At 38.2% G+C, this 16,111-nt stretch carries 15 protein-coding genes and 1 other annotated feature; of the genes, 12 read left to right on the top strand and 3 right to left on the bottom strand.

Annotated features, from left to right (window positions below; translation table 11 throughout):
- Positions 1-2 precede the first annotated feature (2 nt).
- The 7 genes from AC4BC4_RS10885 (at position 3) to AC4BC4_RS10855 (ending at position 8,179) form a co-directional block, all read left to right on the top strand.
- Positions 3-326 (top strand): EF2685/EF0750 family sortase-dependent surface protein, encoded by a 324-nt coding sequence (locus AC4BC4_RS10885; protein WP_206836526.1) that lies wholly within the window; start codon positions 3-5, stop codon positions 324-326.
- Entirely contained in the window at positions 323-1,132 is an 810-nt protein-coding gene (locus tag AC4BC4_RS10880; RefSeq protein ID WP_490475695.1) for a WxL domain-containing protein, read from the top strand. The genes AC4BC4_RS10885 and AC4BC4_RS10880 overlap by 4 nt, the downstream gene beginning before the upstream one ends.
- 33 nt (positions 1,133-1,165) lie before the next feature.
- On the top strand, positions 1,166-1,963 hold the full coding sequence (locus tag AC4BC4_RS10875) for a WxL domain-containing protein (RefSeq protein ID WP_438756807.1): 798 nt from the start codon (positions 1,166-1,168) through the stop codon (positions 1,961-1,963).
- A gap of 83 nt (positions 1,964-2,046) precedes the next feature.
- Positions 2,047-3,195 (top strand): WxLIP family cell surface protein, encoded by a 1,149-nt coding sequence (locus AC4BC4_RS10870; protein ID WP_490475694.1) that lies wholly within the window; start codon positions 2,047-2,049, stop codon positions 3,193-3,195.
- 22 nt (positions 3,196-3,217) lie between these two features.
- Complete coding sequence (locus AC4BC4_RS10865; RefSeq protein WP_490475693.1) at positions 3,218-3,886, top strand: hypothetical protein; 669 nt, start codon at positions 3,218-3,220, stop codon at positions 3,884-3,886.
- A 15-nt stretch (positions 3,887-3,901) separates the two neighbouring features.
- The gene (gene lepB / locus AC4BC4_RS10860; protein ID WP_490475692.1) at positions 3,902-4,603 is read left to right on the top strand and encodes a signal peptidase I; all 702 of its coding nucleotides are present in this window, start codon (positions 3,902-3,904) and stop codon (positions 4,601-4,603) included.
- 864 nt (positions 4,604-5,467) lie between these two features.
- Positions 5,468-8,179 carry a cation-translocating P-type ATPase gene (locus AC4BC4_RS10855; protein ID WP_490475691.1) on the top strand — a complete coding sequence of 904 codons (2,712 nt, stop codon included), beginning with the start codon at positions 5,468-5,470 and terminating at the stop codon, positions 8,177-8,179.
- Between the two features lie 78 nt (positions 8,180-8,257).
- Here AC4BC4_RS10855 and AC4BC4_RS10850 read toward each other — a convergent pair whose 3' ends face one another.
- A complete protein-coding gene (locus AC4BC4_RS10850) occupies positions 8,258-8,770 on the bottom strand; it encodes a type 1 glutamine amidotransferase domain-containing protein (RefSeq protein ID WP_490475690.1) in 513 nt (170 codons plus the stop codon).
- Between the two features lie 191 nt (positions 8,771-8,961).
- On the opposite strand from AC4BC4_RS10850, the gene AC4BC4_RS10845 reads away from it, so the two are divergent.
- Complete coding sequence (locus AC4BC4_RS10845) at positions 8,962-9,549, top strand: ATP-dependent Clp protease proteolytic subunit (RefSeq protein WP_438756801.1); 588 nt, start codon at positions 8,962-8,964, stop codon at positions 9,547-9,549.
- A gap of 291 nt (positions 9,550-9,840) precedes the next feature.
- Positions 9,841-10,275 (top strand): hypothetical protein, encoded by a 435-nt coding sequence (locus tag AC4BC4_RS10840; RefSeq protein WP_438756800.1) that lies wholly within the window; start codon positions 9,841-9,843, stop codon positions 10,273-10,275.
- 366 nt (positions 10,276-10,641) lie between these two features.
- Here the strand turns inward: AC4BC4_RS10840 and AC4BC4_RS10835 are convergent, their stop codons facing one another.
- Together AC4BC4_RS10835 and AC4BC4_RS10830 are read right to left on the bottom strand one after the other, a co-directional pair.
- Complete coding sequence (locus AC4BC4_RS10835; RefSeq protein WP_438756799.1) at positions 10,642-10,803, bottom strand: hypothetical protein; 162 nt, start codon at positions 10,801-10,803, stop codon at positions 10,642-10,644.
- Between the two features lie 32 nt (positions 10,804-10,835).
- A complete protein-coding gene (locus AC4BC4_RS10830) occupies positions 10,836-11,192 on the bottom strand; it encodes a hypothetical protein (RefSeq protein ID WP_490475689.1) in 357 nt (118 codons plus the stop codon).
- A gap of 152 nt (positions 11,193-11,344) precedes the next feature.
- Positions 11,345-11,606 (top strand) — a binding site (T-box leader).
- 147 nt (positions 11,607-11,753) lie between these two features.
- Here AC4BC4_RS10830 and AC4BC4_RS10825 point away from each other — a divergent pair.
- The 3 genes from AC4BC4_RS10825 (at position 11,754) to leuB (ending at position 16,110) form a co-directional block, all read left to right on the top strand.
- Positions 11,754-13,034: an O-acetylhomoserine aminocarboxypropyltransferase/cysteine synthase family protein gene (locus AC4BC4_RS10825; protein ID WP_490475688.1), complete on the top strand. Its 1,281-nt coding sequence runs from the start codon at positions 11,754-11,756 to the stop codon at positions 13,032-13,034.
- A gap of 506 nt (positions 13,035-13,540) precedes the next feature.
- Entirely contained in the window at positions 13,541-15,064 is a 1,524-nt protein-coding gene (locus AC4BC4_RS10820; RefSeq protein ID WP_490475687.1) for a 2-isopropylmalate synthase, read from the top strand.
- Entirely contained in the window at positions 15,064-16,110 is a 1,047-nt protein-coding gene (leuB, locus tag AC4BC4_RS10815) for a 3-isopropylmalate dehydrogenase (protein ID WP_490475686.1), read from the top strand. The genes AC4BC4_RS10820 and leuB overlap by 1 nt, the downstream gene beginning before the upstream one ends.
- Position 16,111 lies beyond the last annotated feature (1 nt).

Below are 16,111 nucleotides of genomic sequence, written 5' to 3'. Positions count from 1 at the left end.
ATATGAACCATTCACGCATTATCTTGTTCGGCTGTTCTCTGCTTCTATGGCTGGGCGCAATCATTTCAGGACCCATTGTCCAAGCAAGTGAAGGGACCGGTGGTCAAGTCAGTACGACAGGCAAGATTTCATTTTATGAAGAAGTGACTGAACCTAGCAGCTCTGCTTCCACGGAACCAAGCACAGCGAAGCCGACTAAACCCATTGGAAAATTTCCTAGTACTGGGGAACAAATTCGAACGTACAGTTTGATTTTGGGCAGCGTGCTCCTCTTATTCCTCCTCTTACTCTTTTTACGGAAGCGTAGAAAGGAGGAACAGGAATGAGAGTGACACAACAAACTTTTTTATTCAGCAGCATAATAATTACCGTGCTTTTCAGCACTACTCTCGGTTTGACTGCTCATGCAGCACCTGAGTCGTTGAACCAATCTGGCGCTGTTTCAGTTGAAGGAAGCGTCGTAACAAATCCAATCGACCCTGAAAATCCTGAAATACCCGTTGATCCAGGACCTGGTCCGTCTACGGAAGGGCCACTGCGTATCGACTATGCATCAGCTCTGGATTTTGGCGAAAGCGAAATTAGTAAAGGTACGCGCAAGTACAATGCATTAGCGCAGCAGTTTTTTGGAGAAACAGGTCCTAGAGGGAGTTATATCCAAATTACGGATCAACAGGCAGATTCCTCAGGTTGGATGCTGCAAGTCAAACAAGAGACTCAGTTTACCAACTCAATCATTCAAGAAAACGGGGAACAAGAATTAAAGGGAGCCGTCCTGTCATTAGACAAAGGCTGGGCGAATTCCAGCGGCACCAGCGAAGCGCCAACGGTGACCCGTGAAACAATTGCGTTGAATTCTATTGGTTCAGCATATGAAGTAGCTACAGCACGAGCAGGCAGTGGAAAAGGAGTCTGGACAATTGCATTTGGGGCATCACAAACCAATACGAATGATCAGCCTCACACCTTAACTCCTATAGTAGATGCGTCAGGCAAACCAGTGATAGACCACACATACAACAAACCAGTCTATAGTAATTCAGCAATCACTTTAACTGTACCAGAAACGACTGTTATTCATCCGGTCGAATACCAAACGGAGATAACTTGGATACTAGCCAAGTTGCCTTAATAAATCACACACATTTTTAGGAGGAAAAACAATATGAAAGCAAGAAGTCTTTGTGCAACAACATTAGTAGCAATTTTAGGAGTAACAGTAGTAGGAACTGCATCCCCAGTGTCTGCTGCACCAACAGAATTGGATTCAACAGGAAATGTAACTGTGGAAGAAGGAACTGCCGGTGGTGGTGAGCAAGGAACAATCGATCCAGAAAATCCAGATCAAACTTTACCAACACCTGATCCAGACTCTCCAGGAGAAAATACAAATCCAGATACTGGTTCTTTAGTAATTGAAAAAACAACAAATTTAGATTTTGGAACAATTAAGTCATCAGCAAACACTGTGACAAGTTTTGCGAAACCAATGAGTTTTGAAACTGGTGCGAAAACACGTGGTGCTTATGTACAATGGGCAGATGTTCGTGCAGGAGGTACTTACGGATATACAGTAACGGCTCAATTATCAAGTCAGTTTAAAGATAGTACTGGAACAAATGTATTAACAGGATCAACTATCGATTTCAGCAATGGAATGATTGCAGCACAAAGTGATAATACAAATCCAATCCCATCAAGCGCACAAACAGCTTTCCAATTAACAGAAGCTGCAAATGATGCAAAAACAATTGTAACGGCAAGTAAAGATCAAAAAGAAGGAAAAGGTCGTTTCATAATGGAATTTGGTCAAAGTGAAGACTCACCTACAGGTACGAAAGGTACGGATGCGAATTCAGTGAAACTGACTGTACCAGCAGCAACAGCATCAAATATGGCAGTAACAGATTACACAGCAACAGTGACATGGAAAATTACTGCTGCACCTGGTGCAGAAGTATAAGATAAATTTTTAGTTTTGCAGAGCAACAGGTTTACTTGTTGCTCTGCGTACATAGAAAAAATCTAGAATAAACGAGGTTGGTTATGAAAACACATATAGTTTCTACAAAACAATGGATGAGTATCTTATTGAGTTTCATGGTTGTCGGCGTCTTCTTTTTAAAACCAGTTCCTAATTATGCTGCGGATAAGAACCCGGCAGGTGCAACAGGTTTTACGTACAATATTACGTTTCCGGACAATCAAGTAGACAAAGAATTAGGCTATTATCAATTAAAAATGACGTCAGGACAGCACCAAAAATTAGCGATTGCGTTAAGCAATCCCAGTAATGAAAAAGTGACTATTGATGTGAAAATCAACGGAGCAAAGACCAATCAAAATGGTGTCATTGAATATGGAGAGTCTACGATCAAAAATGACCCATCGTTAAAATTTGACTTTACAGACTTGGTAAAAGCACCAGAATCTGTTGAACTAGCGCCAGGAGAAACCAAAAACTTAGAGTTGATGGTGGCTATGCCAGAAACCGGTTATGATGGCGTCATAGCCGGAGGTATTCAGTTGATGCGTGCTGGACAAACAGACGCCACAACAGACGGTGGAGGCTCAAAAATCATCAATCAATATGCCTATGTTATTGGGATGGTTTTACAAGAAACAGAGACAGAGATAGTTCCAGATTTGTCTCTAAATAATGTCAAAGCTGGCCAAAGCAATTATCGTAATGCCATTTTCATCAATTTTTCTAATGTGACAGCTGCGTATTTAAATGATATGACTGTTGAAGTACAAATTACAGAAAAAGGAAAGGGGACGGTTTTATACGAACGCAAACAAACAGCGATGCGGATGGCGCCAAATTCATTTATTGATTTTCCTGTCAGTATGAATGGAGAGCGCATGGTTCCAGGAGATTATGAAGCTGACATCCTAGTTACTTCAGGAGAAAAAAAATGGGCATGGAAAGAAGACTTTAAAATCAAAGACGAAGATGCCAACAAATTTAATGAACGGGATGTAGGTTTGGTTCAAGAAAAAGGATTAGATTGGAAATTGATTTTACTAATAGTAGCAGCCTTTTTGTTCTTTATCATTCTAGTTTTTCTTTTTCTACATTTTCTTCGAAAAAAGAAACAAACCAAAGAGGATATAGCGAAAAAAGTACGCCAAAAAAAGAAAAAACAAGTAACTGAACCAACAAGTAATAAACGAAAGAAGCCAAAGAATTAATGGAGTATAGGAGCTGAAGAGAGTGTCTATCGTAGATTGGATTTTCGTTACAGGTATCGCACTAACGATCGTTGCACTCCTAGGATCCGCCTATTTTTTGGTACAGGTCTTACGAACATGGCAACAGATTCGCCGGCTACCAGTTAAACGAATAAAAAATAAGAAAAAACGACGTGTTATCGCGCGCAAACGTCAACAACTGACAAATAAGAGGAAACGAAGCCTTCGGAATTGTCTTATTCTATTGGTAGTGACTGTTTTATTTGGTGGAGCATCTGGTTATCTTTCCTACTATCAATCAATGAATCTGACAACAGATGACTCAGATTCTGTGGTTAAAGGGTACTATCTATTGCGGGATTTTGAACAACAGATTACCATTGCCAAAGAAAAGGGCGATGACGAAGAAAAAATGCAAAAAAATATTCGGTATCTTGCCACAGCAATGGCAAGTTACGGCTCGAAAACAGCAAGTACGTCCAATTCGCAAGAAGGACAATTGACATTGAATCGCTATTATAATGCAGTCAAGCAAGTAGGGATGAATGCCAGTACTCAAACTAAAAATTTTTACGGAAATGATGCTGTCGTAGATGATTTTTTAGAGGATATCAAAAAGGTTCAGACTTATGAAAAAGCAGCATTCGCGTACTATAATGTAGATGAGTCTGCCTTCTCACAAGAGAAATAAGTGGAGTGAGAAACGATGAAACAACGACCGACTTCCGACGCACGAAAGCAGACACTGCACAAAAAAAGGACGCAACGACCAACACCTAAAAAAAAGAGAACGATCAAAGTTAGAAGCCACGCTCATACACCATCTAATGGGAAAAAACGCAGTCTCCCAAAGAGAAAGCGAAGATCTAAAAAAAAGTGTCGAAGACACAAGTGGCAGATAAAAGAATTTTTTGTAGCCTTGATTTTGGGCAGTATGATAACCATGGGGTTGAGTGTTTTCTTTGTCAGTCTCATAACGGTCCACGGCTATAGCATGGTTCCGACGTTGCGTGAAGGAGACAAGGTACTGATTCAAAAAAACAGCATGTTACGCAGATTTGATTTAGCTGCATATACTGTTGGTGATGGAGACCCGCAGATTCGACGAATCATCGGATTACCAGGAGAGACGATCCGATATATGCAAGATACGTTGTTTGTGAATGAGCAGCCAGTGGACGAAAAATTTTTGGTAGATGAAATCAATGAAAGTCAAAAAAACGGGCGTGACTATACGGAAGACTTTGAGCAACAGCCAGTCGTTATTCCAGAGGGATATTATTTTGTATTAGGAGATAATCGTCCTTATGCGACAGATAGCCGACATTACGGGTTGATTGCGAAAAATCGCTTCATTGGTAAGGTGACCACACAACTGTTTCCGTTCAATGAAATCAAAGCATTTTAATGTAGAGAAAGGATGGGATGATCGCTTTTAAGCCTGAGAAAGTAAGAAGAGCTTTGCGAAAATTACTTTTCATTTTTTTATGAATTCAAGCTTACTTTCAAAGGGGTTATTTCTATTTTTTATTCGCACTTAGGGAGTGAAACAAAAGTGAATCATCCTTTTGTCCCACACCCTTATTTGATTTTACAGGAGATGTATTATACAAAGTGGATGTAAAAAATTCATTACTACATAAAAAAATAGAAAACAATATACCGATCTTATAGAAGGATTAATGACTGTTGAAGAAATAGTGTGAAAAATGTTGGTTGTTTAGCTTTCAAATCATTCATGAATAAAATCTACTAATTTTTTGTTAGACACATTAGACCAAAATGAAAATTTCTGAGACTATTAAGCCAACTGAGTGTGAAACAATTTATATCATAAAGGATCAGTTAGAGGTGTAAAAAGTCAGAAGTCATTATAGATCATAAAAAATTCAAAGAAACCATATTTAACAAAACCACTCTTTTTTGCTAAACAAGAGATTTTCAGAAAATCAATACGATTTTATTTGAAAAACACTAAAAGAACAGGTATAATCAATTTATCAATAATAACTGGTGAAGGATAAGTAATCTGTCGCCAATCTATTATTTCATGAGGGAGTAACTGGCGGCACAAGCTGCGGCAACATCACCAACTCCGAAAGAAATTTCTGGTGTTGTCTTAAACGGTGAGACTTATGTATGTTCTATTTAGCATACAGAGGTCTATTTTTTTTCGTTTTGCTAACGAACCAATAAGTTCAAAAAGGTGTTCGTTTCGTCATAATGAAGTAAAATAGATTTAAGTAGCTGCAAATTACAGAGGAGGAAGAACATGTCAGAAGAAAAAAAGGTTCAACTATCTGAAGCATTTTATACGCAGTCAGATGAAGAGGTCTTACAAAAGTTTGATACGACAGTCGAAGGATTAACGGATCAAGAAGCTAAAAAAAGATTGGAAAGTTATGGTGCCAATGCATTAGATGAAGGAAAAAAGAAATCGATCGTTGTTAAATTCTTTGAACAGTTCAAAGATTTCATGATCATCGTGTTGCTGTTTGCTGCAGTGATTTCAGCAGTTTTTTCAGGTGATTTTGTTGATTCCATCATTATTTTACTTGTAGTCATTTTGAATGCAATCTTCGGTGTGATCCAAGAAGCCAAAGCAGAGCAAGCCATCGAAGCATTAAAAGAAATGTCGTCACCAAACGCAAATATTCGTCGTGATGGTCATGTGATCGCTGTCAAAAGTGATGAATTAGTACCAGGTGATATCGTGTTATTAGAAGCTGGAGATGTTGTTCCAGCAGATTTACGTTTATTGGAAGCAGCAAGTCTAAAAATCGAAGAAGCAGCTCTAACGGGTGAATCAGTGCCTGTTGAAAAAGAAGCAATTATTTTAGAAGGTACCGCTGAAGATATCGGTATCGGTGATAGAATCAATATGGCATATTCCAACAGTAATGTTACTTACGGCCGTGGGATCGGTGTGGTAGTTGGAACGGGTATGAATACAGAAGTTGGTAAAATCGCTGGCATGTTAGCGAACGAAAAAGAAACAGAAACACCATTAAAACAAAACTTAAACCAATTAGGTAAAATGTTGACGATCGCCATATTAGTGATCGCAGCGGTAATGTTTGTGGTCGGTATGATGAATGGCCGTACATGGATCGATATGTTATTGACATCCATCTCATTAGCCGTAGCAGCAATTCCAGAAGGCTTACCAGCAATCGTGACGATCATTTTAGCGTTAGGTACGCAAAAAATGGCGAAGAAAAATGCGATCGTCCGTAAACTACCTGCAGTCGAAACATTGGGTAGCACAGATATTATCTGTTCAGATAAAACTGGGACGCTAACATTAAACCAAATGACGGTCGAAGCTCTTTACACAGACAACAAAGTAGCACCTGCAACGGACGCAGTCTCAATGGATAATATGGCCTTAAAAATCATGACCTATACAAATGATACAAAAATTGCGCAAGATGGTTCTTTGATCGGTGATCCAACTGAAACGGCTCTTGTACAGTATGGTTTAGATCATGATTTCAACGTAACAGAAAAAGTTCTAGCTGAACCTCGTGTAGCAGAAATTCCATTTGATTCAGATCGTAAATTGATGACAACTGTTCACCAATTGGCGGATGGTAAGTTCCTAGTGGCAGTAAAAGGAGCACCAGATGAATTACTAAAACGTTGTAATGAAGTCTTATTAAATGGTCAAACAACGACGTTAGATGAATCAGGACGCCAAGATATTCTAATAAATAATACGAAAATGGCAAAACAAGCGCTACGTGTTTTAGGAATGGCTTATAAAATTGTTGATGCAGTTCCGGCTGAAATGGATTCTGATTTAGTGGAAAAAGATTTAGTCTTTGCAGGTCTTGTCGGCATGATCGATCCAGAACGTAAAGAAGCAGCAGAAGCAGTGAAAGTAGCGAGAGAAGCTGGTATTCGTCCAATCATGATCACAGGTGATCACAGAGATACAGCAGAAGCAATCGCAGCTCGTCTTGGCATCATCAAAGAAGGTGACGACGACGCAGTGATCACTGGTGCAGAATTAAATGAATTATCTGATGAAGCATTTGCAAAAGTTGTTGAACATTATTCGGTTTATGCACGTGTTTCGCCAGAGCACAAAGTTCGTATCGTTAAAGCTTGGCAGCAAGAAGGTAAAGTTGTAGCGATGACAGGAGACGGCGTGAATGATGCACCTGCCTTGAAAGCAGCTGATATCGGTATTGGGATGGGGATTACGGGTACAGAAGTATCAAAAGGGGCTTCTGATATGGTCTTAGCAGATGATAACTTTTCAACAATTATCGTAGCTGTTGAAGAAGGACGTAAAGTTTTCTCAAATATCCAAAAAACGATTCAATATCTGCTTTCTGCCAACTTAGGAGAAGTATTGACCTTGTTTATCGCAACAATGTTAGCATGGGATACATTATTACCTGTTCACTTATTATGGATCAACTTAGTAACGGATACATTCCCAGCAATCGCTTTGGGTGTAGAACCTGCTGAACGTGATGTAATGAGCCATGCACCTCGCGGCAAGAAATCCAACTTCTTCTCTGGCGGTGTCTTGAGCAGTGTGATTTACCAAGGGATCACACAAGGTGCGTTGACTTTGATCGTATATAAAATGGCGATTGAATTCCCTGCACATACGGCAGCTAATATGCCAAACTTATCTGCAGCGGCATTATACGATTTACAACATGGGGATGCCTTAACAATGGCATTTGCAACATTAGGTTTGATTCAATTGTTCCATGCTTTCAACGTGAAATCTATTTATCAGTCAATCTTTAAAGTTGGATTATTCAGAAATAAATCATTTAACTGGGCAATATTAGTTTCGTTCCTATTATTAGCAGCAACGATTCTAATACCAGGATTCAACGACTTGTTTAGCGTAACTTCTTTAGATAGTTACCAATGGGCAATCGTTGCTGGAACATCATTTGCGATTATTCCGATCGTTGAAATCGTGAAGTTTATTCAACGTAGAATGGGTAAAAGCTAAAACTAGTTTTAAGGTATAAAAAACACAAGTGAGCATCTTAATGGACGCTCACTTGTGTTTTTTTGAAAAGGAATAAATTTAAGTAGTTAAATGGGTAACAATCGCTTTTTCGAAATCCGGTAAATCATCTGGAGTACGGCTAGTGATAAGATTCTTATCAATTACAACAGACTCATCCTTGATAGTACCACCTGCATAAGCTAAATCTGGTTGAACAGTAATGTAGGAAGTCAAGGTCCGTCCCTCAGTTAAACCAGTTTGAATAAATAATTGTGGTCCGTGGCAAATCGCAAAAAGTGGTAAATCATTTTCTAAAAAATATTTAGTGAAATCGACAAAACGTTGATCTGCGCGAAGTTGATCTGGAGAAAAGCCGCCAGGAATCAGTAAGGCAACAAAATCATCAGGCGTTACATCTTCAATAGCAACATCAATCGTAAAGGTAGTTCCTTTTTTACCTGTGATTAGTTTACCCGCTTCTTTTTCAATGAGAACGACCTCATAACCCGCTTTTTCCAAGGCTTCTTTAGGAGAGGTTAATTCTACATCTTCTACCATATCAGTTACTAGTACTGCTACTTTTTCTGTCATCGAATCGCCTCTTTCTACTTTAAATTGCTCATACAACGAAGAGCCTAATCAAATGGTAAAGGGAATATTTTTTAGATGCAAAAGATATGCCTATTTTTTAAGGTCAAAACAAGTCAAAAAAGTGGACAAATTCTCAGATTGCGGTATTATTAATAGAGAGATTTAGCTTTAAAATATGGAGGTTATCAGATATGAACTATTTAGATGAAAACGAAGAAACAGAAGACAAACAACAACCAAATGCGTTTATGAAAAAATTGTTCGAAGAACGGACAATTTTGATTTACGGTGAAATCAATCAAGACTTGGCTCGTGAAGTAACTTCTCAATTACTTTTACTTGCAGCTATGGGAGATGAACCAATCAAGATTTTCATTAATAGTCAAGGTGGTCACGTTGAAGCTGGTGACACAATTCATGATATGATCAAATTTGTAAAACCAGAAGTGATCGTGATTGGAACAGGTTGGGTCGCAAGTGCAGGCATTACGATTTACTTAGCTGCTGAAGCGAAGAATAGATATAGCTTACCAAATACTCGCTATATGATCCATCAACCAGCAGGCGGCGTCCAAGGACAAAGCACAGAGATCCAGATAGAAGCAAAAGAAATCATCCGCATGCGTGAACGTGTGAATCGTCTGATTGCTGAAGCGACAGGTCAAACTTACGAAAAAATCGCAAAAGATACAGACCGCAATTTCTGGATGTCTGCTGACGAAGCAAAAGATTATGGCATGGTTTCTAAAATCATTAATACAAGTGACGAAATCAACTAAGGTGTAAATAAGTCTAAGACAGAGGTATTTAAGCCCAAGAAATAAGCAGGAGTTCATGGAAAGTCTCTTCAAATTTTTGTGACTGTCAACTTATTTCCGAAGGAGTTGCTTTTACTTCTACCATTTATTCAGATTCTTTAAGGCTAGAACATAACGCTGCAAGTTATGTTCTAGCCTCATCTTTTTTCATCGAAAAATTAGTAGAAAAACATACTTTTATAGATTCCTCTTGTCATGCACCTATGAAAAAGTGTAAAATTGAGTGATTACTAAAAGAAAGTAGGAAAGATAGTGAAACCAAATTTAGGCTATTATGTTCAAAAAATCAATGATATTGTAAAAGAGACAGAAGAAGTTGGCGAAAAGATGAACGACTATTACGAAGAAGTACGTAAAGCAATCGATGAAGGCAAGGCTTCTGAGTTAGCACCAGAAAGAATCATAGAAATAAAAAATGTCTTTCAAGATGGAACCAAAGAATACACATTAATGCTTGAAAAAGTAACACAATTACGTCCACCGGCTCGTGTAATGGGAATTCATAAAAAATTCGAACGTTCATATATCGAATATTTAGCTGGATGTAATGAAATGATTTTATCATTAGATCCAGAAAAAGGAATAGATGTTGAGTCATTTAACAACTCTGAAGAAAAGCAAGACAAAGCAACAGATGATATTTCATTTGCAATTACGCGAATGAGTAATCTTTTATTGAAAAAATAAAAAAATAAATAGAAAAAATGACAAAAAAAAGTGATATTTCATTTCATTTTAACGTTATTTTTAGTAGACAAATAAAAAAAGGTATTGTATTATATATTCATACCAACAACAACCTTTTTATTTTTCATTTTACTCTTATTGAGTAATACTCCTTTTCCATCGGCCTTTTCAGCCGATGGTTTTTTTATTTTGATTTATAATATCATTTTATTACTATATGATAATTATTTATATTTTTAAATAATTGAAGTTATTTTATTACTGTATAAATAGAAAGAGATAATCAACTTAGCACTATAAAAAAGTCTAAAATAGAACAGTTATGTTCTACTTTAGACTTAAAAAACCACACCGCAATGATTCGTATTAATTTTCTACATTACGAACATAATCATCAAAATACTGTATAAGATCTGCTTTGATCTTTTGGTATTCGACTTCTGTGTATTCACGTTCTTTGATTGTTCCATTAAAAAATGGAATATCCAACTCTTCGCGCAAGCGATCTACAACTTCGCTTTGATCCATTTGGGCACCTTCTTTACCTGTTGTCTACTCTATTATAAAACATTAAAATCATTCGTCAACTGCTCAAAACAATCTTTCATCGCAGTTAATTTACTATAGAGTAGGATGCTATCTTCATCTTCAAGAAAAAAGACTTGTTTTAACTCAAAATAAAAATCTTCAAACGCTTTAAAAAAAGGATGTACGTCTGAACCAGCCAGTTCATTGTTACTGTAGTAAAAAACGCGCACGCTATGATAGTAAGTAAATACTTCGTTGATATTCAAAAGAATACGAGTATCTTCAGGACGCGGGCGGCTAGTAACTAGATCATATAAAGATAAACTTTTAGTGTGGATTTCCGAGAGATAAGATAAGAGTATTTCCACTTTTTTATTATTTGTTGACATTAAATCGACCTCCAATTTTCCTAATTATAATAAAAAAAGACTAGAAAGAGAAATAGGACACTCCGTTAATAAGAAATATTTATAAAAAAATGAGAATAAAAGAAAAAAACGTTGACAAATAAATGAGTATAATCTAATATTAATTTCAATAATAAAACTCATTGAAAAGAAGAGTACACAAGCCGACATTGTAAACTAGCTGATTATCTGAAGTTTTTAGCTAGAACTAGAGAGCTTTCGTTTGGTGAAAGAAAGTAGTGAACACTTGTGGAAAATGATCTTGGAGAGGAAAAGTCAAGTTGATTTTTACGGCAGCCACCGTTAGCCAGGCACCGAATCAAGAAGAAATTCAACGTTTGGATCGAGATGGAAATAATTTCCAATAAAGGTGGTACCGCGATAGTCGCCCTTTACTAGCATAATGCTGGTAGGGGGCGGCTTTTTTAGTTTCTTTTTAATGAGAATAATCAAAGGAGGTGGTCATTATGCACGAAGGGGACATGTGCATCGAAAACGTAAAAAAGATAAATAGAATAAAAAATAGAAAAGGAATGAAGCATAATGACAAACACGAACTATCAATTTGAAACGATCCAAATTCACGGCGGACATAAACCAGATAAAGAGACTAATTCTAGAGCAGTACCCATTTACCAAACAACATCCTACACTTTTGACGATACACAAGACGCAGCAGAAAAATTCGCATTAGCCAAATCTGGAAATATCTATACTCGTATCACCAATCCCACCACAGCAGTGTTGGAAGATCGTTTGAATGAATTAGAAGGTGGTGTTGGAGCGGTTGCGGTCGCTTCAGGTACCGCGGCTGTTACATATGCGATCCAGAATCTCGCAAGTAGTGGGGATCATATCGTTTCAGCTTCTACGTTGTACGGCGGAACATTCAATTTATTCGCTCATACACTACCAGAGTTCGGGATCACGACAACTTTTGTTGATCCAGATCAGTTAAGTAATTTTGAAGAAGCCATCAAAGAAAATACCAAAGCGATTTTTGTAGAAACAATTGGAAATCCAATCACAAATGTAGCAGATTTAGAAGCCATCGCTGAAATCGCACATAAACATGAGCTGCCCTTGATCGTCGATAATACCTTTGCAACAGCATATTTAAACCGTCCGTTTGACTTTGGCGCCGATATCGTTGTGTATTCCGCAACAAAATTTATTGGAGGGCATGGTGTTGCTTTAGGGGGAGTCATCATTGATTCAGGTAAGTTCAATTGGGCTAATGGTAAATTCCCCAAATTAGTTGATCCAGATCCTAGTTATCATGGATTATCCTATACTAAAGATATTGGCGCGGCAGCTTATATTACGCGCTTACGGGTTTCTTTATTAAGAGATACAGGTGCGGCGATTTCGCCATTCAATAGTTTCTTATTGATTTTAGGTTTAGAGACCTTGTCTTTACGTTTAGAACGACATGTAGAAAATGCACAGGCTGTAGCGGAATTTTTAAACAAGCACCCGAAAGTTGAATGGATCAATTATCCAGGGTTACCTAACAATAAATACCATGGATTAGCAGAAAAATATTTACCAAAAGGAGCTGGTTCAGTTTTTACTTTTGGCGTAAAAGGCGGAGCTGAAGCAGGGAAGACTTTGATCGATCATGTAGAATTATTTTCATTATTAGCAAATGTCGGTGATGCAAAATCATTGATCATTCATCCAGCATCCACCACACATTCACAGTTGAGTGAAGAAGAACTAAAAGCCTCAGGAACAGCACCAGAATTGATTCGCTTATCGATCGGGATCGAGAACATCACGGATATCTTAGCTGACTTAGAACAAGCATTGGATAAACTATAAAAAATAGTCGATAAAGAAACAAAGGGTGATAACAGAAGCGATTCCTTCAGAAAAAAACTGAAATCTCTAGGAAGTAAACAGACCGTTCTCACCCTTTTTCTTAAAAAAAATCTCATAAAACTATTGACTTTAATTAAAAAGTTCTGTATCTTTAACACTATAGTTTGAATTATTCAAAAATTCTGACAATAAAGGATGTTGAAGATGATGAACAAGCAGACAACGACAATTACATTCTTATTATTATCGAAGGACTCATCACACTGATTTCTAGAAACTAGCTGAGACACAGCTTTTTCTTATCAGACGTTGAGAGTCCTGTTTTCGCATTGCATGAACGGGATGACGAAGCATCCCATATCGTGGGGTGCTTTTTTGTTGCAAAACACAGCGACTGCTTGCAGAGCTGATGTTGCGCAATACTTGGCGAACGAAGAGAGAAGTCTTATTCGTTTTATTTAACCTAATCATTAAAAAATGAAGAATTTTGAAGGGACGTATGAAAAATGAAAAATATCCAATTCTTTGACACCACTCTAAGAGATGGTGAACAAACACCAGGCGTAAATTTCAATACCAAAGAAAAAGTTCAAATCGCCAAACAACTGGAAAAATGGGGCATTGATACGATTGAAGCAGGATTTCCGATCGCATCTGTTGGTGACTTTGAAGCAGTCAAAGCGATCGCAGAAAATGCTGAAAAAATGACCGTCGCAGGTCTGGCACGTTGTCAAAAAACTGACATTGATCGTGCGTATGAAGCCTTGCAAAATGCCAAGCACCCACAAATCCATGTCTTCCTAGCAACAAGCCCAGTTCACATGGAATTTAAACTAAAAATGACACCAGATGAAGTGATTACTTCTATTAAAGAGCACGTTAGCTACGCTAAAAGCAAATTCGAGAAGGTCCAGTTTTCACCAGAAGATGCAACCAGAACAGACAAACAATTTCTACTAAAAGCGGTCCAAACCGCCATTGATGCGGGAGCAACGATTATTAATGTTCCTGATACAGTAGGTTATTCCAATCCAACAGAATACGGCGCATTATTCAAATTTTTGATTGAAAATATTCAAAGCGACCAAGAAATCATTTTCTCTTCTCATTGTCATGATGACCTAGGAATGGCGACGGCCAATGCCTTAGCAGCTATTGAGAATGGTGCTCGCCGAGTAGAAGGAACGATCAACGGTATCGGCGAACGAGCAGGCAATACCGCACTTGAAGAAGTTGCCTTGGCACTCTATATCAGAAAAGATTTTTACGAAGCTAAAAGCAATATTACTTTGAACGAAACTAAAAGAACGAGCGATCTCGTCAGCCGCTTATCGGGTGTCGCAATTCCAAGAAACAAAGCAATTATTGGAGCGAATGCATACGCTCATGAATCAGGCATCCATCAAGATGGCGTGCTGAAAAATCCGGATACCTACGAAATCATCACACCATCACTTGTTGGAGTAAATGAAAACTCATTGCCATTAGGAAAACTTTCTGGTCGACATGCGTTTGCGACTAAAATGGAGGCTCTTGGCTACCAATTAACGGAAGAAGAACTAAAAGATGCCTTCAAACGCTTCAAATCACTAGCAGATAAAAAGAAACAAGTGACAGAAGAAGATTTGATTGCACTGATGGTAGGACAATCCCAAGAATGTAGTGAAGATTATCGCTTAGAACGTGTTCAATTACAATATGTTTCTGATGGTAGCCAAGGAGCGATCGTTTCTATCAATACAGGAACAGATGAAAGTAAAACAGAATCAGCGATCGGCTCTGGTAGTATCCAAGCAATCTATAACTCGATCGATAAAATATTTGTCCAAAAACCAGAGCTGCAAGAGTATTACATCAAAGCCATCACAGGTGGTGAAGATGCCCAAGCAGAAGTTCATGTAACCTTAGCAGATATCGAAAATAACAAACAATTCAATGGCATCGGCATCGATTTTGATGTCTTACAAGCCTCTGCAAAAGCTTATGTAAGAGCCAGTGAACAATTTCAAAAAGAAGTGGGGAAAGTATAATGAGCAAACGAATCGTAGCATTACCAGGGGACGGTATCGGAGCCGAAATCATGGATAGCGCGCTAAAAATTTTAGCTGAAATCATGGTGCAGGATAATCTCGATTTTGATATTGAACGTTTTGCCTTTGGCGGCGCGGGTATCGATGAACAAGGAGATCCCTTACCTGAAAAAACCTTAAAAGCTTGCGAAAAAGCCAATGCAATCTTACTTGGTGCAATCGGCGGTCCCAAATGGGATAATGCTCCAAAACGTCCCGAACAAGGCTTACTTGGGTTAAGAAAAGCCTTAGGACTTTTTGCGAATATCCGCCCGATTTCGGTGCCTGATGCAGTGGTTCATTTATCTCCATTAAAAGAAGAAAACGTTCGAGGTGTTGATTTTGTGGTCGTTCGTGAACTAACAGGCGGTATCTACTTTGGCGAAAAACAACTAGGGCAAACAGAAGCCTCAGATCTATGTACCTATTCAAAAGCTGAGATCCAACGCATTATCAGAAAAGCTTTTGAAATCGCTCGTACTAGAAATAAAAAAGTTACATCAGTTGATAAAGCCAATGTACTAGCTACAAGCAAATTATGGCGTCAAACTGCGGAAGAAGTTGCACAAGAATTTCCAGATTGTATCTTAGAACACCAATTAGTCGATTCAGCAGCAATGGTCATGATCCAAAAACCAAAAGCCTTTGATGTGATTGTCACAGAAAATCTATTTGGTGATATCCTAAGTGACGAAGCGTCAGTAATTCCAGGGTCACTCGGCATGATGCCAAGTGCTAGTCACAGCGAATCGGGTCCATCATTATACGAACCGATCCACGGTTCAGCACCAGATATCGCTAACCAAAATAGTGCGAATCCAATGTCAATGATCTTATCGACTGCGATGATGTTACGTCAATCGTTTGGCTTGGAAAGTGCAGCGAAGAAAATTGAAGAGGCTTGTGATTGTGTCATGAATCAAGGCATTCTAACGACAGATTTAGGTGGTAAAGCGACAACAACAGATTTTACAGAAGCTGTAATAACAGAATTGAGAGGTGTGTAAC

Source organism: Enterococcus sp. AMC1086 (genome assembly GCF_058216575.1).
Note: the sequence above shows the minus strand (reverse complement) of the source record. Positions and strands in the feature narration are given on the sequence as shown.